At 69.2% G+C, this 25099-nt stretch carries 25 protein-coding genes and 2 riboswitches; of the genes, 8 read left to right on the top strand and 17 right to left on the bottom strand.

Annotated elements, in window-relative coordinates:
• The 5 genes from ACIBHX_RS49480 to ACIBHX_RS49460 form a co-directional block, all read right to left on the bottom strand.
• Positions 1 to 591 (bottom strand): Clp protease N-terminal domain-containing protein (locus tag ACIBHX_RS49480; RefSeq protein WP_397075640.1); only part of this gene is annotated, 591 nt, incomplete at its 3' end.
• Between the two features lie 676 nt (positions 592 to 1267).
• A complete protein-coding gene (locus tag ACIBHX_RS49475) occupies positions 1268 to 1600 on the bottom strand; it encodes an Lsr2 family protein (protein ID WP_397075632.1) in 333 nt (110 codons plus the stop codon).
• Between the two features lie 507 nt (positions 1601 to 2107).
• On the bottom strand, positions 2108 to 2602 hold the full coding sequence (locus ACIBHX_RS49470) for an RDD family protein (RefSeq protein WP_397075630.1): 495 nt from the start codon (positions 2600 to 2602) through the stop codon (positions 2108 to 2110).
• Between the two features lie 100 nt (positions 2603 to 2702).
• Complete coding sequence (locus ACIBHX_RS49465; RefSeq protein ID WP_397075628.1) at positions 2703 to 3899, bottom strand: RDD family protein; 1197 nt, start codon at positions 3897 to 3899, stop codon at positions 2703 to 2705.
• Positions 3900 to 3984: 85 nt separating this feature from the next.
• On the bottom strand, positions 3985 to 4551 hold the full coding sequence (locus ACIBHX_RS49460; RefSeq protein WP_397075626.1) for an amino-acid N-acetyltransferase: 567 nt from the start codon (positions 4549 to 4551) through the stop codon (positions 3985 to 3987).
• Positions 4552 to 4828: 277 nt separating this feature from the next.
• Positions 4829 to 4978: riboswitch (cyclic di-AMP (ydaO/yuaA leader) on the top strand.
• Positions 4979 to 4983: 5 nt separating this feature from the next.
• Between ACIBHX_RS49460 and ACIBHX_RS49455 the strand changes: the two genes are divergently transcribed.
• A complete protein-coding gene (locus tag ACIBHX_RS49455; protein WP_397075624.1) occupies positions 4984 to 6021 on the top strand; it encodes an NlpC/P60 family protein in 1038 nt (345 codons plus the stop codon).
• A 355-nt stretch (positions 6022 to 6376) separates the two neighbouring features.
• On the opposite strand, the gene ACIBHX_RS49450 is transcribed toward ACIBHX_RS49455, so the two are convergent.
• Positions 6377 to 6589: a LuxR C-terminal-related transcriptional regulator gene (locus tag ACIBHX_RS49450; protein ID WP_397075622.1), complete on the bottom strand. Its 213-nt coding sequence runs from the start codon at positions 6587 to 6589 to the stop codon at positions 6377 to 6379.
• A 305-nt stretch (positions 6590 to 6894) separates the two neighbouring features.
• Between ACIBHX_RS49450 and ACIBHX_RS49445 the strand changes: the two genes are divergently transcribed.
• Positions 6895 to 7947, top strand: a complete 1053-nt coding sequence (locus ACIBHX_RS49445; RefSeq protein WP_397075621.1) for a cytochrome P450 — start codon at positions 6895 to 6897, stop codon at positions 7945 to 7947.
• Here the strand turns inward: ACIBHX_RS49445 and ACIBHX_RS49440 are convergent.
• Positions 7929 to 8318 carry a winged helix-turn-helix transcriptional regulator gene (locus tag ACIBHX_RS49440; protein WP_397075638.1) on the bottom strand — a complete coding sequence of 130 codons (390 nt, stop codon included), beginning with the start codon at positions 8316 to 8318 and terminating at the stop codon, positions 7929 to 7931. The two genes, ACIBHX_RS49445 and ACIBHX_RS49440, sit on opposite strands and share 19 nt — an antisense overlap.
• A gap of 79 nt (positions 8319 to 8397) precedes the next feature.
• Here ACIBHX_RS49440 and ACIBHX_RS49435 point away from each other — a divergent pair, with 79 nt between their 5' ends.
• Positions 8398 to 9327 carry an NADP-dependent oxidoreductase gene (locus ACIBHX_RS49435; RefSeq protein ID WP_397075619.1) on the top strand — a complete coding sequence of 310 codons (930 nt, stop codon included), beginning with the start codon at positions 8398 to 8400 and terminating at the stop codon, positions 9325 to 9327.
• A 49-nt stretch (positions 9328 to 9376) separates the two neighbouring features.
• Here the strand turns inward: ACIBHX_RS49435 and lysX are convergent, their stop codons facing one another.
• Positions 9377 to 10858 (bottom strand): bifunctional lysylphosphatidylglycerol synthetase/lysine--tRNA ligase LysX, encoded by a 1482-nt coding sequence (gene lysX / locus ACIBHX_RS49430; RefSeq protein ID WP_397075617.1) that lies wholly within the window; start codon positions 10856 to 10858, stop codon positions 9377 to 9379.
• 147 nt (positions 10859 to 11005) lie between these two features.
• Between lysX and ACIBHX_RS49425 the strand changes: the two genes are divergently transcribed.
• Positions 11006 to 11485 (top strand): hypothetical protein, encoded by a 480-nt coding sequence (locus ACIBHX_RS49425; RefSeq protein WP_397075615.1) that lies wholly within the window; start codon positions 11006 to 11008, stop codon positions 11483 to 11485.
• A 53-nt stretch (positions 11486 to 11538) separates the two neighbouring features.
• On the opposite strand, the gene ACIBHX_RS49420 is transcribed toward ACIBHX_RS49425, so the two are convergent.
• The 6 genes from ACIBHX_RS49420 to ACIBHX_RS49395 form a co-directional block, all read right to left on the bottom strand.
• Positions 11539 to 12321, bottom strand: a complete 783-nt coding sequence (locus ACIBHX_RS49420) for a type III pantothenate kinase (RefSeq protein WP_397075613.1) — start codon at positions 12319 to 12321, stop codon at positions 11539 to 11541.
• Between the two features lie 4 nt (positions 12322 to 12325).
• Positions 12326 to 14830 (bottom strand): L-aspartate oxidase, encoded by a 2505-nt coding sequence (locus ACIBHX_RS49415; protein WP_397075612.1) that lies wholly within the window; start codon positions 14828 to 14830, stop codon positions 12326 to 12328.
• A gap of 72 nt (positions 14831 to 14902) precedes the next feature.
• Positions 14903 to 15412: a DUF6624 domain-containing protein gene (locus tag ACIBHX_RS49410; protein WP_397075610.1), complete on the bottom strand. Its 510-nt coding sequence runs from the start codon at positions 15410 to 15412 to the stop codon at positions 14903 to 14905.
• The gene (gene panC / locus ACIBHX_RS49405; protein ID WP_397075608.1) at positions 15409 to 16239 is read right to left on the bottom strand and encodes a pantoate--beta-alanine ligase; all 831 of its coding nucleotides are present in this window, start codon (positions 16237 to 16239) and stop codon (positions 15409 to 15411) included. Before panC ends, ACIBHX_RS49410 begins: the two co-directional genes overlap by 4 nt.
• Positions 16240 to 16358: 119 nt before the next feature.
• Positions 16359 to 17249, bottom strand: coding sequence for a Rossmann-like and DUF2520 domain-containing protein (locus tag ACIBHX_RS49400; RefSeq protein WP_397075606.1), 891 nt, complete (start codon positions 17247 to 17249; stop codon positions 16359 to 16361).
• Positions 17250 to 17744: 495 nt separating this feature from the next.
• Positions 17745 to 17966, bottom strand: a complete 222-nt coding sequence (locus ACIBHX_RS49395) for a chaplin family protein (protein WP_397075604.1) — start codon at positions 17964 to 17966, stop codon at positions 17745 to 17747.
• 142 nt (positions 17967 to 18108) lie between these two features.
• Here ACIBHX_RS49395 and ACIBHX_RS49390 point away from each other — a divergent pair, with 142 nt between their 5' ends.
• The 3 genes from ACIBHX_RS49390 to ACIBHX_RS49380 are packed head-to-tail and all read left to right on the top strand — an operon-like array spanning position 18109 to position 20867.
• The gene (locus ACIBHX_RS49390; protein ID WP_397075602.1) at positions 18109 to 19071 is read left to right on the top strand and encodes an SAM-dependent methyltransferase; all 963 of its coding nucleotides are present in this window, start codon (positions 18109 to 18111) and stop codon (positions 19069 to 19071) included.
• Between the two features lie 54 nt (positions 19072 to 19125).
• The gene (locus ACIBHX_RS49385) at positions 19126 to 19506 is read left to right on the top strand and encodes a hypothetical protein (RefSeq protein ID WP_397075600.1); all 381 of its coding nucleotides are present in this window, start codon (positions 19126 to 19128) and stop codon (positions 19504 to 19506) included.
• 32 nt (positions 19507 to 19538) lie between these two features.
• Positions 19539 to 20867, top strand: coding sequence for an FAD-binding oxidoreductase (locus ACIBHX_RS49380; RefSeq protein WP_397075599.1), 1329 nt, complete (start codon positions 19539 to 19541; stop codon positions 20865 to 20867).
• On the opposite strand, the gene ACIBHX_RS49375 is transcribed toward ACIBHX_RS49380, so the two are convergent.
• Both ACIBHX_RS49375 and ACIBHX_RS49370 read right to left on the bottom strand, forming a co-directional pair.
• Positions 20857 to 22035, bottom strand: coding sequence for a cytochrome P450 (locus ACIBHX_RS49375; RefSeq protein ID WP_397075597.1), 1179 nt, complete (start codon positions 22033 to 22035; stop codon positions 20857 to 20859). The genes ACIBHX_RS49380 and ACIBHX_RS49375 overlap by 11 nt on opposite strands.
• Positions 22032 to 22766, bottom strand: coding sequence for a TerC family protein (locus ACIBHX_RS49370; protein ID WP_397075596.1), 735 nt, complete (start codon positions 22764 to 22766; stop codon positions 22032 to 22034). Before ACIBHX_RS49370 ends, ACIBHX_RS49375 begins: the two co-directional genes overlap by 4 nt.
• 113 nt (positions 22767 to 22879) lie before the next feature.
• A riboswitch (SAM riboswitch) is annotated at positions 22880 to 22995 on the top strand.
• 51 nt (positions 22996 to 23046) lie between these two features.
• On the opposite strand from ACIBHX_RS49370, the gene ACIBHX_RS49365 reads away from it, so the two are divergent.
• The gene (locus tag ACIBHX_RS49365; protein ID WP_397075636.1) at positions 23047 to 24324 is read left to right on the top strand and encodes an aminotransferase class V-fold PLP-dependent enzyme; all 1278 of its coding nucleotides are present in this window, start codon (positions 23047 to 23049) and stop codon (positions 24322 to 24324) included.
• 1 nt (position 24325) lies between these two features.
• On the opposite strand, the gene ACIBHX_RS49360 is transcribed toward ACIBHX_RS49365, so the two are convergent.
• Complete coding sequence (locus ACIBHX_RS49360; RefSeq protein WP_397075594.1) at positions 24326 to 25051, bottom strand: DoxX family membrane protein; 726 nt, start codon at positions 25049 to 25051, stop codon at positions 24326 to 24328.
• Positions 25052 to 25099 lie beyond the last annotated feature (48 nt).

The raw sequence follows: 25099 nt of genomic DNA, 5'->3' as shown, positions 1-25099 counted from the left end.
CATGACCCGCTCGATCTCCTTCTCGCGGCCGATGACCGGATCCAGCTTGCCCTCGCGGGCGGCCTGGGTCAGGTTGCGGCCGAACTGGTCGAGCACCAGGGAGGTAGACGGGGCCGTCTCCTGGGGACCGCCGGCCGCGGCCGGCTCCTTGCCCTGGTAGCCGTGGAGCAACTGGATGACCTGCTGCCGGACACGGTTGAGATCAGCTCCAAGCTTGACCAGCACCTGGGCCGCCACACCCTCACCCTCGCGGATGAGACCGAGCAGGATGTGCTCGGTGCCGATGTAGTTGTGACCCAGCTGCAAAGCCTCACGGAGCGACAGCTCAAGAACCTTCTTGGCCCGCGGGGTGAACGGAATGTGCCCCGACGGAGCCGACTGTCCCTGGCCGATGATCTCCTCGACCTGCTGACGCACACCCTCAAGGCTGATACCGAGGCTCTCCAGAGCCTTGGCCGCCACGCCTTCACCCTCATGGATCAAACCAAGAAGAATGTGCTCAGTGCCGATGTAGTTGTGGTTGAGCATCCTGGCCTCTTCTTGGGCCAAGACGACAACCCGCCTCGCTCGGTCGGTGAACCTCTCGAACATCTCGTCGCTCCTCACAGAGCGGTCAGTCAGGCCGGTAAATCCGGTCCCGTCCTCCCGCATGCTAGCCCTGGCTCGGCGAACCGTGCCCTCTGCCGCTGACACGCTCTATAGCAGAAGCGTTCCCCGAGAGCAGGGCGTTCACCCTCCATCCAACTACCGTTCGGGGGTGACGTGTTCCCGATACGCCGCAAGCGAACGATGTTTAGGACGCTCTGCGGAAGGCGGCTGGAATTAGGCGCCCGCGGATCAAGACGGATCCACCATCGGAGCGCGCAGAGGAGCCAGCCTCTACCCACCCCTCCCGGATGCCGCTTCCACTAAACATCCTATGGGCCGAGTCAAAGACAGCCAACTGACAGCACGACCCGCCACCGGGAAGCCCGTGCCCGCCGGGGATCGCGCGATGTTGCCGACAGACTGTCGCCAAATCCGGCCATCCGGTCAGGACGGTTACCAGAGCTGGGAGCGGGCCCACAGGAAATCCTTCGCCGTGGACCCCGTCACACAAAAACCGCGCGCCCCTGGACGAGTATGGGACGCGCGGGAAAAATGTCCTCGTTTGAGGAGGTCGGTGCGTCCAGCATTTGAGAAGCGCACCAAATGATCATGCGCTTATGGCGGCCGCCGGGGTTCTAGGCGGTCGGCATAAGCGCATGGTCGCCACATGATGACTGCGTCAGTGGGCCGCCTCGTACTTCTCCACCACCGTGGAGGCGATACGACCGCGCTCGCTGACCGGCAGGCCGTGGGCCTTGGCCCACTGCCTGATCTCGGAGCTCTTCTCCCGGCTCATGGACCGCTGACCACCACGCCGGCTGCGACGGGCGGAGACGGCGCCCGACTTGCGGGCGTGCTGCACGAAAGGCGACAGCGCGTCCCTCAGCTTCTTGGCGTTAAGGTCGCTGAGGTCAATCTCATAGGAGGAGCCGTCAATAGCGAAGCTGACCGTCTCATTGGCCTCGCCCCCATCGAGGTCATCGATGAGAATCTCCTGGATCTGCTTGGCCATCTACGCATTCCCTTCGGAGTATTGCTTCATTCGCCTGCCCAAACATATACCCGGAAAGGCCTTGAGACAATTCAACGCAACGGAGATTCGCTGAGCGGCGGCTCAGTTGTGCTTGTCCGCCGGCCCCCGGTCGTTTGGCCCCCGCCCCTGGAGGCTCCCGGCCGACCGGCTTCACTACGCCAATGGCTACGCCGCGACGGCCATCACGGGCGCCACAAAACGTCCGTAAGGCCTTGCATTCGTTCCTCGACTCCACTGGCACGGGGGTTTCGGGGAGCTTTATGCGCATGTAACGCGACGCTGCGCCAGCCGAGCCGGACGGCCCGCTGTCCATGCGGTGTTACCACCCGCACCCGAACCATAGCGGTGCGGCGACGATGCCGACACGCCGGGGGCACCAACCTCCGGGGACTCCGGATGCCCCATAGCCTAATGCCAGTCTCTCCAGCACCCTTACCGGATCATCAGAAAACTTTGCGAAAATCCGTCTTCGCAGGTACGCGGGCCTCAGCGGGGATCTTTGATGACCCGTGTTCCCGCCACCCGGTCATCCAGCCCGCGCTGGAACGGCTTGTCGATCAAGATACGCAGGCCGTTGTAGAACACGAAGATTCCTACCAGCAGATTCACCACGGGAATGCCCATGGCCATGGCCGGCCCCGGATACACCAGCGCTCGTTTCAGCAGCGCTCCTGAGCGAAGCTCGCCTTCGACGGGCACCACCCGAATCCGCATGATCGCCTGGCCGAAGGTCCGGCCGCGAGCGGAATGCGCGATCCAGTCATAGCCGGTATATGCCATCCCGGCGAGCAGCCATGCGAAGACACCGGACAGCCGGCCGCTGAAGGCCTCCAACAACCCGACAGATCGGAAGAGAGCCCAGAGCGCGATGAACAGAATGTAATAGAGGACCCCGAACACGAGCGCTTCAATGACGCGTGCGGCGAGCCGTTCCCACCATTCAGCGGGCACCGTGCCGGTCCACCGCGGCATCCCGGCCATGGCCCACCTCGCTCGATCGGGTGCCTCCTATTTTGCCGCCCCCGGCCGCACACAAAACAGAGGCCGGCACGCTGCCGGCCCCTGATTTGCGCGGAAAACGCTACTTGACCTTCACAACCACGGTGTTGGCCACCTTGTCGGCGAAGGTCTGCTGCATCGGCTTGTCCCACAGCTGGGAGGCACCCTGGAGGCCCACCACCAGCCACGCGAGCAGCCACCCGAGGAACGGGATGAGGTTGAGGATGTAGCCACCCCACGTCAGCGCCGCCCGCTTGAGGGCCACGTCGTTGGGAATTCCGCCGAGCGGCACGGGACCGCCCACCTGGGCGATCTTGATGCCCATGACCATCTTGCCCAGCGTCTGAGCCTTCATCTTGGTGAGGAAGAACTCGTAGCCGATGTAGAGCGCGGTCATGAGGACCGATGTGATGATCCCGACCGCGAAGGCGCTCATGCCGCCGCTCATGGTGCCCGTGCGCCAGTCGTAGCTGGCGAGCAACACGGCGGTGAAGATGGCGCCGATGATCAGGCCGATCACGACGAAGATGACGATGTCGATGATCCTGGCCACCAGGCGCTGCCACCACTCGGCCAGCGGCGCGGGCGCGCCGGGCGGCTGGACGCCGACCGGCTGGCCGTAACCGGGCTGACCGTAGGCCGGCTGGCCGTAGCCCTGCTGGGGCTGGCCGTAGCCGGGCTGGCCGTACTGCTGCTGACCCGGCTGGGCGTAGCCGGGCTGGCCGTACTGCTGCTGGCCGTAACCCGGCTGGTCACCGTAGCCAGGCTGCGACTGCGGCTGCTGGCCGTAGTCCGGCTGGGACTGGGGCTGCTGCCCGTACTGCGGGCCCGAAGGCTGCTGGCCGTACTGCGGGTCCGAGGGCTGCTGGCCGTACTGCTGCCCGTAACCCGGCTGCGATTGGGGCTGCTGCCCGTACTGCGGCTGGGAAGGCGGCTGCTGACCATACTGCTGGGACTGCGGCTGCTGCCCGTAACCGGGCTGCTGGCCGTACTGAGGCTGCTGCCCGTAGCCGGGCTGCTGCTGGCCGTACTGCGGTTGCTGGCCGTACTGCTGCTGCCCCTGCTGGGGCTGCTGGCCGTACTGCTGCTGCTGGCCATATCCGGGCTGCTGCCCGTAATTGGGCTGCTGGTTGTAGTCATCGGCCCGGTAACCCACGACCGTCACGTCCGGGTCGGGCTCGCCTTGGGGCCGGCCCACGTTCTGCTGGCCGTATTCGGGAGTCCCGGCAGCATTCTCGCCGGAATCGTCCTGTGGATACGGCGGCTGTCCGGTGCTCACCGTGTCACCTCGCTTCGAGTGCGCATGTGGCACATGCCTGTGTGGCCCAACGTATCGGCATAGGTATCAACAATCATCTTTCCCATTAGTCAAGGACCGAGTCACCCGGTGTCAAGTGGAGCAGCATCCTGGTGTTGCCCAGGGTGTTCGGCTTGACGTGTTCCAGATCAAGGAACTCGGCCACACCCTCGTCATACGAGGCCAGCAGTTCGGCGTAGACCTCGGGTGAGACCGGGGTGCCCTGGATCGGGCGGAAACCATGTCGGGCGAAGAAGTCGACCTCGAATGTGAGGCAGAAAACCCGGCGCAGACCGAGCTCCTTCGCGGTGTGGATCAAGGCCGAGACGATTCTGTGACCGACCCCCAGCCCGCGGAATTCCGGATCGACCGCCAGCGTGCGGATCTCGGCGAGATCCTCCCAGAGAACGTGCAGCGCGCCGCAGCCGACGATCTGCCCACCCCGCTCGGCCACCCAGAACTCCTGCACGTCCTCGTACAGGGTCACGGTGGCCTTCTCCAGCAGGCGTGGACCTGCACCGGCATAGGCGTCGACGAGTCGCCTGATCATCCTGACGTCGGGCGTGCGGGCACGCCGCACCGCGACCTCGGGGACCTCGGTTTCACTGACTGCCAGCTCGGCGGCCTGCTCCATGGGCGCTCAGCCTACCGATCCCATTACGGCTCATCCCTAACTCTTCCGTATACGAGTAGTAGTCACATGATGTGGCCATACGACCACGATCAGCCTTTCAACCTGGAATCCCATCAGGCGCGGTCAAAGCTGGGGCAAACAGGACGTAAAGTCGATCCTGCACGGCTGTCCGCGTGATCCCCTCGTGACCCTCCGGTTGCGAAACCTCTACGGACTTGGCAGTTCTGGTTGAGCACGAACCGCAGGTGCACTAGTGTCCACCGTCGATGTCACCCTTCTGGGTGACGCGCCCAATCCCCGCAAGGGGAGCCGGGGACCCACCGGTGGCCACGCGCCATCACCGGGGTGAATCCGAGCACCGCCGCTCGGTAGGGCTGCTCCGGCCCGAACCCGTCAGCTAACCCGGTAGGCGCCGCAGAAAGGAGCTGGTTGGTGAAGCGCACGCGCGACCGCGGGGGGAAGCAGGCGGGCAAGAATGCCCGCCCTCCGGAACGTCTCGCCCGCAGGCTCGCCGTCGTCGCCACCACCCTGACGGCCTTAGTGCTTGCCCTGCCCGTGACCTCCGCCACCGCCGCGCCCAAGCCCTCGCTGAAGGAACTGTCGGCCCAGGTGCAGGCGATGCACACACAGATCGAGACGCTGACCGAGCAGTACAACGGTCAGCGCGAGCGGCTGAAGACCGCCAAGAAGTCGGTCGAGATCGCCAAGAAGACGCTCGCCGACAGCAACGCCCAGCTCGAGTCCAAGCGCGCGATCGCCTCCGAGCTGGCCACGAACGAGTACATCTCCGGCGGCCTCGGCAAGGCCCTGGCCTTCGCCGGATCCACCGACCCCAACACCTTCCTCGACCGGGCGGCCACCACCTACGTCATCGAGGAGCAGCAGGGCGCTGCGGTCAACCAGATCACCCAGGCGATGGAAACCGCCCAGCGCGCCCGCGACAGCGCCAACGCCCGCATCACCGAGGTGCAGAAGCTCGTCACCGACCTCTCCGACAAGCGCGACAAGATCAGCAAGCTGGTCGCCAAGGTCGAGAGCAACCTCTACAAGCGCGCCATCGGCGAGGCCGGCCGCCCCGGCACCCGCGCGGTCAAGGTCAACCTGCCCGTCGTCGGCTCCGGCAAGGCCGCCGCGGCGGCCCGCTGGGCGCTCACCCAGCAGCTCAAGCCGTACGTCTGGGGCGCCGCAGGGCCGAGCACCTACGACTGCTCGGGCCTGGTCATGGCCGCCTACCAGACCGTCGGCATCTCACTGCCGCACTACACGGGCGACCAGTGGACGGCCGGACGGCACATCTCCCGCGAGGAGCTCCAGCCGGGCGACCTGGTCTTCTTCTACAGCGACCTGCACCACGTGGGCATCTACATCGGCGGCGGCATGATGGTCCACGCCCCCCAGACCGGCGACGTCGTCCGCATCGCCCCCCTCGGCAACCGCCCCTTCGCAGGCGCCGTCCGCATCGCCGACTAATTCCTCTCCAGCGTCCCGCCTGCGGTTCCCGTAAGGCGGGACTGCTTTTGTCCGGCGACCCCCGCCGCACGGGGTTTGTACTGTCGGCAGCTTTGTACGCCGGTGCGGTGCCCGAGTGCCACGATCACGGGGCGCCGTGGCGGCGAGGTGGGGGCGCCGACTCGCCGGAAGCGCCGGTCGCGGGTCCTCAGCCGAAGTACGGAGGGCGGCGGGTGGGGGCGGCTCGCCGTACAGGAAACAAGCCGTACAGGAAACAAGGGGTGGGGCGGCTTGCCGTACACGGAACAAGCAGGTGGGACGGCTCGCCGTACATCAAAAGAGCAGGGGAGGTGCGGGTGGAACGTGACAATGGGCGTCAAATGAGTTGGCGGCGGCATGCCCAGGCGACGGCTTCGATAGCGGTGGCTACGCCGATGCGGTCGCAGATGCAGCGGAGGCGGCGGCGGACCGTGCGGCCGCTGATGTCCAGGCGGCGGCCCACCCGATCGACCGTGACTCCAGTGGCGAGCTCCGCGAGGAGCGCGAGATCCGCATGGCTCAGCTCAACGCCTTCGGCGAGCACATCCATGGAGAGTCCTCTCGACAGCAGAACTCGGTGACCGGGCGAACCCGTTCGTCTCGCAGACGGTAAACGGATTCAGGAAAGGCCGTCAAGCGCGGAATTCACCGCACTTGACGATCTCTATTGACATGATCAGTTCTATATGAAGTACTCCGCATATGCCGCGACACTCAATGATCGAAAACAACGATCCATACAGTGCGCCGCAGCCGGAGATGACCCCCGCCGACGTGCTGGGGTTCGATCCGTTCGCCCCGGACTTCCTCCGCGCCCCATATACGAAATATCGGGAAATGCGTGATCATGGGGCATTGTTCCGGACTCGGGCTGGGCTGCTCGCGGCCACCTCCTACGAGCACTGCTCGACCCTGCTGCGCGACCCCCGGTTCGGGCACGGGTCCGACCCGCTGGGCAAGGGGGATCCGAGCCGCCCGGTGGAGTCGTTCCTGCTGATGGATCCGCCTGACCACACCCGGCTGCGCTCGCTGGTCAGCAGGGCGTTCACGCCGCGCATGGTGGAGCGGCTGCGGCCCAGGATCGAGGCGATCACCACCGAGCTGATCGAGGCGCTGCCCCGCGAGGCCGAGCTGGTGTCGGAGTTCGCCTACCCGCTGCCCGTGCTGGTGATCACGGAGATGCTGGGCGTCCCCGCCGAGGACCACGACCTGTTCCGCGGCTGGAGCGAGACGCTGGCGCGCAGCCTGGACCCGATGCTGACCAGCGAGCTTGCGAGCGAGACCGAGCGGGCCAGGATCGAGTTCCGCGACTACTTCCGCGCGCTGATCGCCGAGCGGCGCGCGCGGCCGGGCGAGGACCTGCTGAGCGCGCTGGCCCAGGTCGAGGAGCTGACCGAGGCGGAGCTGGTCGCCACCTGCGTGCTGCTGCTCGTGGCCGGCCACGAGACGACCGTCAACCTGATCGCCAACGGCGTGCTCAACCTGGCCAGGCACGGCGTGCTGAAGGAGGCCGCGATCCGGCCCAAGCAGGTGGTCGAGGAGGTGCTGCGGTACGACCCGCCGGTCCAGCTGACGCTGCGCTTCGCGCTGGAGGACGCGGAGCTCGGCGACACGGCGACGCCCGCGGGCACACCGGTGCTGGCCATCATCGGCGCGGCCAACAGGGATCCGGTGGCCTTCCCCGATCCTGACCGCTTCGACCTGGATCGGGAGCCGAGCAGGCATCTGGCGTTCGGGCTGGGGATCCACTTCTGCCTGGGCGCGACGCTGGCGCGGCTCGAGGGTGAGATCGCGCTGCGGGCCCTGGCTCTGACGGCTCCCGGGCTGGAACTGGTCGAGGCGGCCCCGCCGTACAAGGAGAACGTGGTGCTGCGCGGGCTGGCCGCGCTTCACGCGCGGCTGTCGTAGCACTCCCTGGCGGCCTCGACGTCGGCGATGTGCTCCTCGGCCCAGGACTTGATGGCCGCGACCAGCGGCAGCAGGCTCCTGCCGAGGTCGGTGAGCTCGTAGTCGACCCTGACGGGCACACTGGCCGTGATCGTGCGCTCGACCAGGCCGTCGCGCTCCAGGCCGCGCAGGGTCTGGGTGAGCATCTTCTGGCTGACCCCGGCGATGGTCCTGGCCAGGTCGCTGTAGCGGAGCGCGCCGCCGGCCAGGGCGCTGAGGATGAGGGTGACCCACTTGTCGCTGAGCGTGGTGAGCAGCTTCCTGGAGGGGCACTCGGCGATGTAGGCGTCGTAGGCCTGCTTGGCCTCGATGCGACGATCGGCCGCGGTCATCGTGGGCACGGATGCCTCCCTTACGCACTTCCAGGTGCCTACTTTCCAATAGAGAGTAGCCGATCCTACGGTTACCCACATGACGAACATGCGTGCGCTCATCGGTGGTTCCGGCTCTCCCCGCCTGGTCGAGGTACCAGTGCCGGAGGCGGGACCGCGGCAGGTGCGGATCAAGGTGGGGGCGGCCGGGGTCAACCCGTTCGACCTGGCGGTGGCGGCGGGCAAGCTGGCCGAGTACGGCCTGGCCCGTCCCCGGGAGTCCTACGGGCTCGGCTTCGACGCGGCGGGCACCGTGAACCAGGTGGGCCAGGGTGCGCCCTTCGAGGTGGGTGAGGCGGTCATCGGGCTGGCGGCCCGGCTGGAGCCGGCGACCAAGGCACAGGCCGAATACGTGGTGCTGGACGCCGACGCCGTCGCCAGGGCGCCGCGGAACGTCTCGGTCGAGGCGGCTTCCACGCTGCCGCTCAACTCACTGACGGCCTGGCAGGCGCTGGACGCCACCGGGCTGCGTCCCGGCCAGACCCTGCTGGTGACCGGTGCCGCGGGAGCGGTAGGCGGATTCCTGGTGGAGCTGGGGGTGGCGCGTGGGCTGCGCGTGGTGGCGTCCGCGGGATCCGGGGACGAGGAGCTGGTGCGCGGGCTCGGGGCCGAGTGGTTCGTGCCGCGCGAGGAGGACCTGGCGACCGGGGTCAGGCAGCGCGTCCCCGGCGGGGCGGACGCGGTCGTGGACGCCGCGATCACCCCGCAGGCGGCGCTCGACGCGGTCAGGGACGGCGGGACGTTCATCGCCCTGTCGGTCGGGGTCGCGCCGGTGGCCCTGCGCGGCACCACGGTGAAGACCGTCTTCTTCAGGTCCGAGCCTGCCCAGTTCGCCGAGATCGTCCGCCTCGTCGAGGCGGGCAGGCTGACGCCCCGGGTGGCTGCCACCTACCCGCTGGAGAAGGCGGCCGACGCCCACGCCCGCCTCGCGGCAGGGGGCCTGCGCGGCCGTCTGGTGCTGGTCCCCTGAGCATGGGTACGGCTCCCGCCGCAAAGGAGGGCGGGAGCCGTACGAAGCCTCATTGAGTCGGCTTGACCAGCGGGAACAGGATCGTGTCGCGGATGTTCCTGCCGGTGAAGGCCATGATCATCCGGTCGATTCCGACGCCGACCCCGCCCGTGGGCGGCATGGCGTACTCCAGGGCCTGCAGGAAGTCCTCGTCCAGCTGCATGGCCTCGAGGTCGCCGCCGGCGGCCAGCAGCGACTGCTCGACCAGGCGGCGGCGCTGCTCGACCGGGTCGATGAGCTCGGAGTAGGCGGTGCCGAGCTCGGTGCCGAAGCCGATCAGGTCCCACTTCTCGGTCAGCAGCGGGTTTTCGCGGTGCTGGCGGGTCAGCGGCGAGGTCTCCAGCGGGTAGTCCATGACGAACGTGGGCTGGATGAGCGTGTGCTCGACCAGCTCCTCGAACAGCTCCTGGACGAGCTTGCCCTGGCCCCACTTGGCATCCCAGTGGATCGCCCGGTCGTCGGCGAACTTCCTGACCCGCTCCAGAGGCGTCTCCGTGGTCACCTCTTCGCCGAGCGCCTCGGAGACGGCGCCGTAGAGCGTGATCCGCGGCCACTTCTCCAGCCCCAGATCCACCTCGGTGCCCTCGTGGTGCACGATCGAGGTGTCCAGCGCGGCCACGACCGCCTTCTGGTACATCCGCTGGGTCAGGTCGGCCATGTCGTTGTAGTCGAGGTAGGTGCCGTAGGCCTCGAGCATGGTGAACTCGGGGTTGTGCGTGGAGTCGGCGCCCTCGTTGCGGAAGTTGCGGTTGATCTCGAAGACCTTCTCGATCCCGCCCACCACGAGCCGCTTGAGGTACAGCTCGATGGCGATCCGCAGGTACAGCTCCATGTCGTAGGCGTTGATGTGCGTCTTGAACGGACGCGCCGCCGCGCCGCCGTGGATGGGCTGCAGCATCGGCGTCTCGACCTCGAGGTAGCCCTCCTCGTGCCAGAAGTCGCGCACCGCGCGCACGGTGGAGCTGCGCAGCCGGGCCATCTTGCGGGCCTCGTCGTTGACGATCAGGTCGACGTAGCGCTGGCGGACCCGGGCCTCCGGGTCGGTGAGCCCCACGTGCTTCTCCGGCAGCGGCCGCAGGCACTTGGAGGTGATCTGCCACCGGTCGGCCAGGATGGACAGCTCGCCGCGGCGGGAGGTGATCACCTCGCCCTCGATGCCCACGTGGTCGCCCAGGTCGACGTCGCGCTTCCAGGCGGCCAGCGACTCCTCGCCCACCTTGTCCAGCGAGATCATGACCTGCAGGTCGCCGGTGCCGTCGCGGAGCGTGGCGAAGCAGAGTTTGCCGCCGACCCGGTTGAGCATGACGCGGCCGGCCACGCCGACCTTGTCGCCGGTGGCCGTGTCAGGCTCGAGCTCCTGGTATTTCTCCCTGACCTCGGCGTTGGTCGCCGTGCGGGGGAAAGTGACCGGGTAGGGGTCGACGCCTTCGCTGCGGAGGCGGTCGAGCTTCTCCCTCCGGACGCGCAGTTGCTCGGGAAGTTCTTCGCTCACGAGAACAAAGGGTATTGGATTTGGCCAACTGCAAGGGCTCGTCGGTCCTCTGCAGGAGCGTTGCAAGACCCCCGTTTTACAAATTTCTCACGAGCTCCGGGGGGGATCGGCAGGGAGCCGGCCCAAGGGGGAGCTCAAGGAGAGATCATGTTCAAGAAGATCGCGACAGGTTTCCTCGCCGTCGCCGCCACCAGCGCTCTGGCCCTGTCGCTTCCTTCCGCGGCCTCCGCCAGCACGGCCTCGCACCCCTCCTACGACGACTACTCCGACTACTGGGGCCCCGACTACGCCCAGTACCACCTGGCCAAGGCCCAGGGCTACGTCAGCGTCAGCTACGACGACGACGAGTCGAACTCCGCCTACGTGCGTGGACGCCTGTGGGACCTGGACAACCGTAGCTACGACGAGGGCGGCAAGTGCGCGTACGTGAAGTTCCAGGCCGAGGACTTCGACAACGACTGGTCCACGGTCTACACCAAGAAGTACTGCGGCTACCCCGGCTACAAGAAGTTCAGCTTCTCGACCGACGACGTCTACAGCCTGCGCGTCAAGGTCTGCCAGGTCTCGCCCAGCGGCTACTACGTCAACAAGTGCGGCCCGTGGGACGAGATCTACTCCGCCGAGTAGCAGCACCCCGACCGACGCAAGCGGCCCCCTTACCCGAGCGGGGGCCGCTTGTTCTATGTCGCGTTCCTGTCGTAGATGAGCCGCAGGCCGATCAGCGTCAGCCACGGCTCGTGCACGTCGATCGAGCGGGACTCGCCCACCACCAGGCCCGCGTGCCCGCCGGTGGCCACCACGGTCACGTCGTCCGGATCGTCGGCCAGCTCCGCCGTCATCCGCTCGACGATGCCGTCCACCTGGCCGGCGAAACCGTAGATGATGCCCGCCTGGAGCGCCTCCACGGTGTTCTTGGCGATGACCGAGCGCGGCCTGACCAGCTCCACCTTGTGCAGCTGGGCGCCGGCCGCGGCCAGGGCGTCGACGGAGATCTCGATGCCGGGCGCGGTGACCGCTCCCACGTACTCCCCCTTGGCCGACACGGCGTCGAAGGAGGTGGCCGTGCCGAAGTCGACGATCACGCACGGCCCGCCGTACTGGTCGATGGCGGCCAGCGCGTTGACGATGCGGTCGGCGCCGACCTCCTTGGGGTTGTCCATCCTGACCGGCACGCCGGTCCTGATGCCCGGCTCGACGATCACCGCGGTCACGTCGCCGTAGTAGCGGCGGCACATCTCGCGCATCTCGTTCAGCACGGACGGGACGGTCGAGCAGATCGAGATCCCGGAGACGTCCGCGTTCTTCAGCAGGGGCGACTGCCCCAGCAGACCCTGGAGCACGACCGCGATCTCGTCGGCGGTACGGCGGGCGTCTGTGGCCAGCCGCCAGTGCTCGATGACCTCATCACCCTCGAACAGGCCGAGCACCGTGTGCGTGTTGCCGACGTCGATCGTGAGCAGCATCTACTTACCCCCGGAGGTCCAACGCGATGTCCAGTGCCGGCGCGGAGTGCGTGAGCGCTCCCACAGCAAGGTAGTCCACGCCAGTTTCCGCCACATCATGGGCCAATTCCAAGGTCAATCCGCCGCTCGCTTCCAGACGAGCCCGATTTTTCGTGATCTGTACGGCCAGCCGCAGATCCTCGACGGCGAAGTTGTCCAGCAGGACCTCCTCCGCTCCCTCGGCGAGCACCGCCTCGAGCTGGTCGATCCGGTCCACCTCCACCTCGATCGGCAGCGCCGGGTACCGATTTCGCACCGCGCGGAAGGCCTCGGCCACACCTCCGGCCGCGACCACGTGGTTGTCCTTGATCAGGGCGGCGTCCGACAGCGACATCCGGTGGTTGACCCCGCCGCCGCAGCGCACCGCGTACTTCTCCAGCTGCCGCAGCCCCGGAAGCGTCTTGCGGCTGTCGCGGATCCTGGCGCGTGTCCCGCTGACCGCCTCGACCCACCTGCTGGTCAGCGTCGCGATCCCGGACAGGTGCGTGAGCAGGTTCAGCGCCGTCCGCTCGGCGGTCAGCAGCGCGCGCGTCGGTCCCTCCACGCTCAGCAGCACGTCGCCCCTGCTGACCCGCTCGCCGTCCTTGACGCGTCGTTCCGTACGGCTCGCGCCGAGCCGGACCAGCACGGCCTCGGCCACCGCGAGCCCCGCCACGACGCCGTCGGCCCTGGCCACCACGTCTCCCTGGGCGTGCTGGTCCTCCGGGATCGTGGCCAGGCTCGTCACGTCGCCCGCCTCCTGCAAGTCCTCTGCAAGCGCCCGGTCGATCAGGTCCTCGACCATCGCGGGATCCAGTCCCGCGCCGGCCAGCTCCTGGGCCAGGCGCGGCGGCATCGCGTCGCCGTGCGGGGTGAACGTCATCCGCGGTCCCTCCTCGGTCAGGGTCACGTCCAGGTGCCCCAGCCACTCGTCATCGTTCCTGTCGGGGAAGTCCTGGCGCCAGTGGGAGCCCCGGGTCTCCAGGCGGGCCCTGGCCGTGCCGACCAGGACGGTGGCGACCGTGAGCAGGTTGGTGGCCTCCCACGACTCGGTGCACGGAGCCACCTGGACGGGGGTCCAGCGGGCGTCGAGCAGCGCCTTGGCGGTGCCGGCCAGCGACTCGCGGCTGCGCAGGACGCCGGCTCCCCTGCTCATGTGTCCCTGTATACGGGTCCGGATCCTGGGGTCGGCCAGGCCCTCCTGCTCGGTGCCGGTAACCGGGTCCGCCGGGGCTCGCCGTACCGCGTGGATGTCCTCGGCGATGCGCTCGGCGAAGACCAGGCCCTCCAGCAGCGAGTTGGAGGCCAGGCGGTTGGCGCCGTGCACGCCGGTGCAGGCGACCTCGCCGCAGGCGTACAGGCCCGCGACCGTGGTCCGGCCGCGCAGGTCGGTCCTGACGCCGCCGGAGGCGTAGTGCGCGGCGGGGGCGACGGGGATCGGCTGGGTGACCGGGTCGATGCCGTGCTCGCGGCAGATCGCGTAGATCGTCGGGAAGCGGGTGCGCCATCTGTCCTCGCCGAAGTGGCGGCCGTCGAGGTAGACGGGGCCCTGCTCCAGGCGGCGCATGATCTCCTTGGCGACCACGTCGCGCGGCGCCAGGTCGCCCAGCTCGTGCACGCCCTGCATGAACCGGTTGCCCTCGTGGTCGATCAGGAAGGCGCCCTCGCCCCTGACCGCCTCGGAGATCAGCGGCTGCTGGCCGGTCGAGTCCTGCCCCAGCCAGAGCACCGTCGGGTGGAACTGGACGAACTCCAGGTCCCTGACCACCGCGCCCGCCCTGAGCGCGAGTGCCACGCCGTCGCCGGTCGAGACGACCGGGTTGGTGGTGGCGGAGTACACCTGGCCCATGCCGCCGGTGGCCAGCACGACCGCCCTGGCGTGCACCGCGCCGACGCCGTCGCTGGCACCCTCGCCCATCACGTGCAGCGTGACGCCCGCCGCCCGGCCCTCGGCGTCCTTGAGCAGGTCGAGCACCAGGGCGTGCTCGATCACCTCGATCCCCTTGGCCTTGACGCTGTGGGCAAGCGCCCGCTGCACCTCGGCGCCGGTCGCGTCGCCGCCCGCGTGCACGATGCGGTTGCGCCGGTGACCGCCCTCCCTGCCCAGCTGCAGCTCGCCGTCCGGCGTGCGGTCGAACTGCGCGCCGCGCGCCATCAGCCTCCGCAGCGCTCCCGGGCCCTCGGTCACCAGCGTCCGTACGGCGCGCGTGTCGCACAGCCCGACTCCGGCGATCAAGGTGTCGTTGAGGTGCTCCTCTGGAGTGTCCTCCGGGTCGAGCACGGCGGCGATCCCGCCCTGTGCCCAGCGGGTGGAGCCGGACGACAGCACGTCCTTGGTGACGACCAGCACCTTGGCTCCGGGGTCGAGCTCGGTGTAGCGCAGGGCCACGGTCAGGCCTGCCACGCCGGATCCCACGACGACCACGTCGGTCTGACGGATCCAGCCGGGTTCCGGCGCCGTCAACCGCAGGGGAATCGCCGGTGCGCTCATGGGGGTCTCCTCATCGAGGCGATTTCGTCACTATGACGATAACGCCTCCCGCGCACCGGGATTCCCCGGGGGTCACCGTTCGCGATCGATGGACCTGAGCATCTCCTCGTACTCGGTGAAGGGACCCAGGCCCGCCTCGGCGCGGCGTTCGTCGAGCCTGCCGGGGTCCTCGATGGGCCAGGGGCGGAAGCCGTCGCCCTGGCCCTCGAACTGCGTGCCGTACAGCTGCGGCCTGCCCGCGTTCACCCGGACCCGATCCTCCAGGTAGGCGAGGTTGCCGCGGGAGGCCTCAGCCTGCTCGACCGCTCGCCCGAGCGCGCTGTGGAAGTCGCGCTGGAGTTGCGGCGAGGCGTCGGCGTGCTGGGCCAGGAGCCAGGCGGCCTGCGCGCCGTCCTCGCCCACCTGCGTGATCAGCGGCCAGCCGCGGCGCTCGACGACCTCGGCCAGCCATTCGGTGTTGTCCCTGTCGATCTCCAGCCAGCGCTCGAACTCGGCGTCGGTCATCGGGCCCAGTTGCTTGCGGACCTCCTGATCGAGCTCCATCCGGCGCAGCAGCTCGTCCCGTAACTCCGCATCCGTCATGTCCCGACATTACCCATCGGGATGTTGTCAATAAGGCGAGTTGTCCCTACCCTCGCCGCCACCGCGAGGATCGCAGGACCTGTGTAGGAGTCGGGGACCTCCTCGAACGTGCCCGGCTCCACCAGCGCCAGGTAGTCCAGGTCGATCGGGGCTTCCTGCAGTACGGCGAGCGCGGCCGCCCGGATCCCGGCGGGGCCCGTCTGGGACGCGCCTGCCCGCAGCGCCCTGGACAGCGCCAGGGCCGCCTCGCGCTGGTCCGGGGACAGGTAGCGGTTGCGGCTGGACAGGGCCAGCCCGTCGGGCTCGCGCACCGTGGCGCCCCCGACGACCTCGACCGGGACGTCCAGGTCCGCCACCATCCGGCGGATCAGGGCGAGCTGCTGGGCGTCCTTCTGACCGAAGTAGGCCACGTCCGGCTGGACCAGGTTGAACAGCTTGAGTACGACCGTGAGCATGCCGTCGAAGTGACCCGGGCGGCTCTCGCCCTCGACGATCGCGCCCATCCGGCCGGCGGCGACGCTCACCTGGCGGGCCGGGTCGTACATCTCCTCGACGGAGGGGGCGAACACCACGTCCACGCCCTCGGCGCGGCACGTGTCCAGGTCGGCGTCGAACGTCCGCGGGTAGCGGGAGAAGTCCTCGTTCGGGCCGAACTGGAGCGGGTTGACGAAGATGCTGACGACCACCTGGGCCGCGGCGGCGCGGGCCGAGCGGATCAGGGAGCGGTGGCCTTCGTGCAGCGCGCCCATGGTCGGCACCAGGGCGAGCCGGCCCTCGCCGCGGGCCTTGACCAGATCAGCACGGTTGCGGGCGACGATCAGTTCCATGTGAGACCTCCAAGGGTCCGGACTAAGGGAGTTCCGGCCCGATCAGGTCCATATGTTTCCCGAGACCACCCCCGGCAACCAATCCCCCGCCCTGGAACGCCTCGGTAAGGTCCGGAGGCCTACGTCCAGATGTTGCCGCCGAGGGCGTCGAGGAGGCGCTCGGCTTCCTCTGGCTTGAGCAGGCCGGCGGCCAGGGCGCGGTCGGCGGTCAGGCGGGCGAGCGCCACGTAGGCGTCGGCGGCCTCCGGCGCGGCCAGGATGAGCGCGTCGACGTGCTTGCGTACCGTGCCCGCGTCGCCGCGCACCACCGGGCCCGTCAGGCCGCCGATGCCCAAGCGGAGCACGTTGTCCAGCGCGGCGCCCAGCAGCGGGCCCAGCATCCGGCCCGGGTGCTCCACGCCGATGCGCTGCAGCAGGTCCTCCGACTCGGCGATCAGCGTGACCATGTGGTTGGCCGCGTTGGCCAGCGCCGCGTGGTAGAGCGCGCGGTCCTCGTCGGCGATCCAGACCGGCTCGCCGCCCATCTCCACCACCAGCGCCTCGGCGATCGGGCGCAGCGGCTCGGGCGAGGTCACGCCGAACGAGATGCCGGTGATCCTGTTCAGGTCGTCGTCGCGCCCCGTGAACGTCATCACCGGATGCAGCGCCAGCGGCAACGCGCCCTCGAGAGCGGCCGGCTCCAGCACCGCCAGGCCGTACGCGCCGCTGCAGTGAGCAAGCAGCTTGCCCCGTAGATCGGCGCCCGTCGCGACCAGCCCGGCCACCAGGTCGGGCAACGTGTCGTCGGGCACGGTCAGCAGGATCAGCTCCGCCGCCGCCACCACCTCGTCCGGCCTGGACGGCTGGACGCCCAGCCGCTCGACGGCCCACCTCTGCGACCTGTCGGAAACGCCGCTCGCGGCGACCACGCGGTGTCCTGCCTGGGCGAGCGCCGCGCCCAGTACCGAGCCCACTTTCCCGGCTCCCAGCACGCCGACGGCCAGCCGTGCCGGGCGATCACCTGCGTCCATGACGTCCCACCCCTGTCGACCGTATGGCACTGCCGACCAGCGTAACGGCCTCCCACCCCCACACCCCTCCACCGCACCCGGCGTTTGTGGTGATCTTGTACGGCGGGCCGCCGCCACCGGCCGCACGAGCGCAGGACAACGGACCATGGAGGGCAAGGAAGGGGGCGCGCGCAGGGAGCGCGAGGGGGCGAGGAAGATAGAGGGAGGTGAGGGAGCTGTGGGGATCTCCCGAGGGTGGCTGAGGGTTTTGCCAGGGGTTGAGATAGGACCAAATCGGACGAGGGCATACAAATGGTGCACCCCCTGTCGGAAGAGATGAAGAGAGGGGATCATCGAATAGAGGCGGGCGCCGAGCAGCCCAACTGCTACCCGACGCCCGCACTGAACGATGTGCGACCCCTGACATGAGGTGCACTTGGCCGGCCATCCGCCGACTGACCGGCCAGGATTAGGAGCTCGGATCGGTCACGTCTGACCGATCCGAGCTTCTTCTTGCTAGCGGTGCACGATGGCGGTGGCGCCACCCTTGCAACCGGCGATGGCCACGCCCAGGATCGCCACGGCGTTGCCGCAGACGTTGACCGGGATGGTGATGGGGGCGAACACCTGGTTGCCGGAGAGCACACCGCCCTGGCCACTGGTCGTGTCGGCGTAGGCAGGCGCGGCCAGGGAGAGCATGGCTAGGGATCCGGCCACGACGACAGCCTTCTTGAACACGTAGGGGCTCCTCTCGACTTGCGGACGACCGAACCGGGAGAGATCGTCCGGCGACTCTGCGTAACGCTAGCGCAAACCTGCGACATTGCGTAGTCAAACAATCACCCAGCGTTCCACCTCCAGGTCATGAGATAGTCCAGACATGTGGCTGAGCTGGCGTGTCGCCGTGGAGCGCGCCCTGTACGGCGAGGGCGGCTTCTACCTGCGCGAACGCCCCTCGGGCCACTTCCGCACCTCCGTCAGCGCCTCGGCCGCCTTCGCCGAGGCCGTGCTCGCCCTGCTGCTCGAGGTCGACGCCGAGCTGGGCTCGCCGGAGCAGCTGGACCTGGTGGACATCGGCGCGGGCGAGGGGGTCCTGGTCGGCCACGTGCTCGCCGCGGCGCCGCCGTACCTGCGCGAGCGGCTGAGCATCACGGCGGTGGACCTGTCCCCCAGGCCCGGCGGGCTGCCGGAGGCGATCACCTGGAGCGCCACGATCCCGTCCGGCATCGTGGGGCTGGCCATCGCGAACGAGTGGCTCGACAACGTCCCCGTCGACATCGCCGAGCTGACCGCCGACGGCCCCAGGCTCGTGCTGGTCGACACCGAGACCGGCGAGGAGCGCCTGGGCGACCCGGTGAGCGAGGCCGCCAGGCGGTGGCTGGAGCGGTGGTGGCCGCTGCGGCGGATCGGCGCGCGGGCCGAGATCGGGTGCTCGCGCGACGCGGCCTGGGCGGCGGTCCTGGCACGGCTGGCGCGGGGCCGAGCCGTGGCCATCGATTATGCACACCCTGTGGATAACCGGCCGCCCTGCGGGACGCTCACGGGATACCGAGACGGCGCCGTCGTGGCGCCCATCCCCGACGGTACCTGCGATATCACCGCGCACGTGGCACTCGACGCGTGCGCCGAGGCGGGCGCGAGGGCCGGCGCGATATCCACAGCCTTGTCCACACAGCGCGCGATGCTCAGGGCGCTGGGCATCACCGGCACACGCCCGTCCATCGAGCTGGCGACCACCGACCCGCGCGGCTATCTGAGGGCGCTGGCGCGCGCCACGGAGGAGGCCGAGCTCATCGACCCCTCCGGCCTGGGCGGCTTCGGCTGGCTGACCCAGCGGCGCTAGGCGTGGGGGTTTACCGGATAGCGAGCGGGAGCTCCAGGAGCTGAAATCAGGAGCATGAGAACCCGCCTCCTCCCGGGCCCGTGCGATCAGCTCGCGGAATGGTCGACCCAGACCGGCGTGCGGCTGGAGATCTGGGCGCTGCCCGAAGCCGACCTCCCCCTCTCCCTCGGCGACGCGCTGCGCGATCTGCTCGACGAGATCCTCGACCGCGTCGCACGTGCCGCCCACGTGCGCACGCTCTCAGTCGCGATCACGGCGAGCGCCAGCTCGGTACGGGTGACAGTGAGCCACGACGGATCCGGCGTCGCGCCGGGCCGGGAGGAGGCCAGTGGACCGTGGGGCAGGATGCGCTGCAACACCGTGATCGGCGCGGGCACCACCTACAGCGCCGAGATCCCGGTTGCGCGGAACCTGCTCAGGGAACGTTCTGCCTGATAAACGACACCGGACGCGGACGAGGGCGGGGCATGCACGGAACAGATGACGTCCGCGGATTGCTGCGGCCTGGCGACGAGGGCTACGACGCGCTCTGCCCGGCCTGGAACCTGGCCGTCACGCACCGCCCCGCCTACGTGGTCGCCGCAGAGTCGTCCGAGCACATCGCGCGGGCCGTGGCCTGGGCGGCCAGGAACGGCGTGCGCGTGCGGGTCCAGGCGACCGGCCACGGCGCGCTCCGGCCGGCCGGAGACGAGCTGCTCATCCTCACGGACCGGCTGACCGGCGTCAGCGTCGATCCCGAGACCGCCACGGCGCTGATCCAGCCGGGCACGAGGTGGAAGCAGGTCGCCGAGGCGGCCGCGCCGTACGGGCTCGCGCCGCTGTGCGGGACCTCGAGCAGTGTCGGCGCGGTGGGGTTCAGCCTGGGTGGCGGCCTGAGCTGGCTGTCGCGCAAGCACGGCCTGGCCAGTGACGCGATCGTCAAGGCCCAGCTCGTGACCGCCGGCGGCGAGCTGCGCTGGATCGACGACCGCACCGCGCCGGACCTGATGTGGGCGCTGCGCGGCGGCGGGCCGAACTTCGGCGTCGTCACCGCGCTGCGCGTGCGCCTGGTCCCCGCGGCCGAGGTGTACGGCGGGGCGTTGTACTGGCCGGTCGAGCAGATCAGGAACGTGCTGACCGGCTACCGGGAGTGGCTGGAGGGCGTCCCGGTGGAGGTCACGTCCTTGGCCGGGGTGCTGCATGTTCCCGACAACCCGGCGATGCCCGAGCACCTGCGGGGCCGCTCGTTCGCCCGGGTCTGCCTGGTCCACTGCGGCCCCGGCGCTCCCGACCTCGACCGGCTGCGGGCGATCCCGGGCCTGGTCGACGACACGACGGGACCGATGCCGTTCACCCGGATCGACGAGATCACCCAGGATCCGCGGGATCCGCTGCCGATCTCGATCAACGCGGAAGTGCTCACGGAGCTGTCCGACGGTGTGATCGACCACCTGGCCTCGATCGCGCCCCGAGGGGCGGAGCCGTACCTCATGCTGATGGTCAGGCACGTCGGCGGCGGCGACCACGCGGACAGCAGGGCCAGCGGGTCGGCCTACTGGTCGGGCGAGTTCGTGGTCGCGACGATCAGCATCGGCGCCGGCCAGGAGATCAGGGACTTCGGCAAGCGCCTGGCCGCGGGGCTGGGGCCGGCGGCCAACGGGCGCGTGCCGTTCAACTTCGTCGGCGAGCCCGGCGAGATGTGCAGGGTCTTCACCGCCGAGCACGAGCGGCGCCTGGCCGAGCTGAAGAGGCGCCACGACCCGGCCGCGATGTTCGGCGGCGACCGCCCGATCACTACCCCGTTCGCTACACCGTGACCTCGAGCGCCTCCAGGCCGCGGATGATGTAGCCCGGCTTCCACTCGGGCTCGCGCACGAGCTCCAGCTTGGGCGCCTTGGCGAGCAGCGCGCCGTACGACTCCATCAGCTCGATCCTGGCCAGCGGCGCGCCCAGGCAGAAGTGGATGCCCGCGCCGAAGGAGATGTGCGGGTTGTCCACCCGGCCGATGTCGAGCCTGTCGGGGTCGGGGAAGGCGTCCGGGTCGTGGTTGGCCGATCCGAACAGCAGCGCCACCTCGGATCCGCGCGGGATCCGGACGCCGTCGACCTCGATGTCCTCCAGCACCCAGCGCTCGAACAACTGCAGCGGCGTGTCGAAGCGCATCAGCTCCTCGATGGCCGTGGGCAGCAGGGAGTGGTCGGCGCGCAGCCTGGCCAGCTCGCCCGGGTTCCTGAACAGCGACCACCAGCCGTTGCCCGTGACGTTCACGGTGGCCTCGTGGCCGGCGTTGAGCAGCAGGATGCAGGTCCCGGCCAGCTCGTCCTCGGTGAGCTCGTCGATCTGGGCGAGCGCGGTGACCAGGTTGTCGCCGGTGAGGGTCCTGGCCAGGTCCTTGAGGTAGTCCATGAACTCGGTCGCCGCGCGGGCGGCCGTGTGCTGGGCCTCCAGCGAGGGGTTGAGTTCGTACATGCCGCAGATGTCGGCCGACCAGGGCCGCAGCAGATGCCGGTCGGACTCGGGCACGCCCAGCATCTCGGCGATGACCGTGACCGGCAGCGGCTCGGCCACCTCGGCGATCAGGTCGCCGCCGCCCTTCTCGACGAAGGCGTCGACCAGGCCGGCCACGATCGTCTGGACGCGGGGCCGCATGGACTCGACCATGCGGGGGGTGAACGCCTTGGACACCAGGCGGCGCAGCCTGGTGTGCTCAGGCGGCTCGACCTCCAGCATCCCGGCCCTGCTCATGCGCCAGAACGGCTCGAGGAAGTCCGGCGCGGGCTTCCTGCCGAACTCCTCGTGGGTGGCCACGTGCAGGTAGTCGCGGCCCAGCCGCCTGTCCCTGAGCAGCGCGTTGACGTCCGCGTGCCGGGGGATCAGCCACTGGTTGCTGGGTTCGAAGTAGTGGACGGCCCCTTCGCGCCTCAGCTCGGCGAGGCCGTCATAGGGCCATGCCACGAAATCCGGATTCCATGGATCAAAGCTCACGAATGCATCTTAGGTTCGGCTTTGTTGTGCCTGCTCCGCATCCGGATGTTCAGCAGCTCCACGACGAGCGAGAACGCCATCGCGAAGTAGATGTAGCCCTTGGAGACGTGCTGCCCCAGCCCCTCGGCGATGAGCACCACCCCGATCAGCACCAGGAAGGCCAGCGCCAGCATCTTGATACTCGGATGCCGGTCCACGAAGCGGGCGATCGGCCCGGAGGCGAACAGCATCACCACCACCGCCACGATCACCGCCGCGACCATCACGCCGAGCTTGTCGACCATGCCGACGGCGGTGATGACCGAGTCGAGCGAGAAGACGACGTCGAGCACCATGATCTGCAGGATCACCGAGGTGAACGAGGTGACCGCGCGGGCCTTGCCGTCCTGCTCCTTCAGCTCCATGCTGTGGCCGATCTCGGTGACGCTCTTGGCCAGCAGGAACAGACCGCCGAGCAGCAGGATCAGGTCCCGCCCCGAGATCTCCTGACCGAAGACCTCGAACAGCGGCGCTGTGAGTTTCACCACCCACGACAGCGCGAGCAGCAGGAGCAGCCGGCTGATGAGCGCCGCGCCCAGGCCCATGATGCGTGCCTTATCCCGCTGCGATTCGGGCAGTTTCCCGGCCAGGATGGAGATGAAGATGATGTTGTCGATGCCCAGCACGATCTCCAGGGCGACCAGGGTGAAGAACCCGATCCAGATTTGTGGGTCGGCAACCCAGTCCAACATCTGCACACCTCCACGCAGGCCAGGGACGGTTTCCTGGTACCAACGACACAGGCGGCGGAGAAGTTCGCGGGGTTGCGATCGACGGCCGGGTGTCGGTTATAGTTCCCCTCGTAGGTCATGAGTGCCAGCGACAAGCCCCGGCTAGCTGGCCGGCAACCCTCGCGTCCGCGGCGGGGTGCCCCGGGTGAAGACCTGGTCCGCCACGAAGTGTGGCGGGCAAGCGCGGGCTCCGTGGCTGCTTCCTGGGGTCCGATGACCCGAGGGACGTGCTGTGTCCACGCTGACGATCTTCAACTCCGTGCCCGCTCAGGCCGTCGCCGACGAGCCCGCCGGACTGGCCCGCTCGATCCCCGCCGTGCTCGGCGCCGACCTGGAGGTCCCGGTCAAGGGCGGCAAGCTGGTCTCCTACGCCAACCTCGACTACGCCGCCAGCGCCCCCTGTCTGGTGCCGGTCAGCGAGGCCGTCACCGCCGCGCTCCCGGCCTACTCCAGCGTGCACCGCGGCGCGGGCTACGCCTCCCAGCTCACCACCGCCCGATACGAGCAGGCCCGCCACACCGTCAGGGCCTTCGTGGGCGCCCGCCCCGACGACGCGGTCATCTTCACCCGCAACACCACCGACGCCACGAACCTGCTGGCCGGCTGCCTCCCCGAGGACACCACCGTGGTCGTCTTCGACACCGAGCACCACGCCTCGCTGCTGCCCTGGGCCCAGTCCGTACGGCTGGCGCCGCCCGCCTTCCCCGGCGCGGCGGTCCGCGCGGCCGACGAGGCCCTGGCCGCGATCGACGGCCCCAAGCTGCTCGTGGTGACCGCCGCCTCCAACGTCACCGGCGAGCTGTGGCCCATCGCCGCCCTCGCCCACATCGCGCACCGGCACGGCGCCCGCATCCTCGTCGACGCCGCCCAGCTGGTGCCGCACCGCAGGCTCAACCTGACCGCGCTGGACCTGGACTACGTCGCCTTCTCCGGCCACAAGCTCTACGCGCCCTTCGGCGCCGGGGTCCTGGTGGGCCGCCGCGACTGGCTCTCGGACGGCGAGCCGTACCTCAAGGGCGGCGGCGCGGTGAAGGCGGTCGACGAGACGACCGAGTGGCACGACGACCCCGAGCCGCGGCACGAGGCCGGCACGCCGAACGTGCTGGGCGCGATCGCGCTGGCCGCCGCGTGCGACGCGCTGACGGCCACCGGCTGGACCGAGCTGGTCCTCGAGGAGGAGCGGCTGATCTCGCGCCTGCGCGCCGGCCTGGCCTCGACCCCGGGCGTGCGCGAGCTGTCGCTGTGGGGCCCCGACCACCCGCGCGTGGGCATCGTGTCGTTCACCGTCGAGGGCTACTCGGCGCGCGAGGTGGCCGAGGCGCTGTCCGGCGACTACGGCATCGGCGTGCGCGACGGCAAGTTCTGCGCCCACCCGTTCGTCCGCCACCTGCTGGGCACCTCAGATGGCGGCTGCGAGGACGGTACGGCTTCCGCCGTGCGCGCCTCCATCGGCATCGGCACGACGCAGGAGCACGTGGACCGCCTCGTCGAGGCCGTCCGTGACCTCACCCGTCGATGAGCTAGGTGTTCTCCGGCCGGTTCTTGTCCGCGGCCAGGGCCTCGGCCCGCCTGTCCTCCTCGCTCATGCTCGAGCGCGGCCCACTCGGCTGTTGGGGTACGTCGGCCTGCGGGGCCGTGTCCCCGGCCTGAGCAGGCGTGGGCGCCTCTGAGGCGGGCGCCTCCGAAGCGGGCGCCTCGGATGCGGGTGCCTCTGGCCGGGGCATCGCAGCCGTGGGCGCCTCGGCCGTGGGCTGGGACGTGGGTGCCTCGGCGGTGGGCGGCGTCGTGACGGGCGCGTGGGCGGCCATCTCGCGTTCGGCCTCCTTGGCGGCGCCACGCCGCTTGTAGGAGGTGTTGATGATGCCGTCGATGCCGAACCGGCCGCCTCCCAGCGCCATGAACAGCAGCATGCTCGCCCCGAACGACGCGACCAGCTCCCAGCCGTTGTTGGTGACGAAGATGCCGTGCGTGGCGTGGACGAAGACGATCGCGCCGATCCACACGACCAGGAGGGCCAGCGCGGCCAGCCGTACCAGCAGACCGACGATCAGCAAGAAGCCCCCGACGATCTCCGCAAGCATGGTGTACGTGGCGGCGAGCTGGGGCAAGGGCATTCCGGTCGTGGCGAACAGCCGACCGAGGGGCGTGAACCCGATCTGCCAGTGCACCAGGCCGTGAGCCAGAAAGATCACGCCGAGCGTCACCCTCGCGATCAGTGCTGCGATGTCAAATGGAATCCGCTTCATGGTGTTTTCTCCCCCCGTTCCTCCTATTTCTCCCCTGTCCGATTCATG

This window comes from Nonomuraea sp. NPDC050536 (assembly GCF_044457685.1).
Classification (GTDB): domain Bacteria; phylum Actinomycetota; class Actinomycetes; order Streptosporangiales; family Streptosporangiaceae; genus Nonomuraea.
This window is presented reverse-complemented; position numbering and strand designations above follow the sequence as displayed.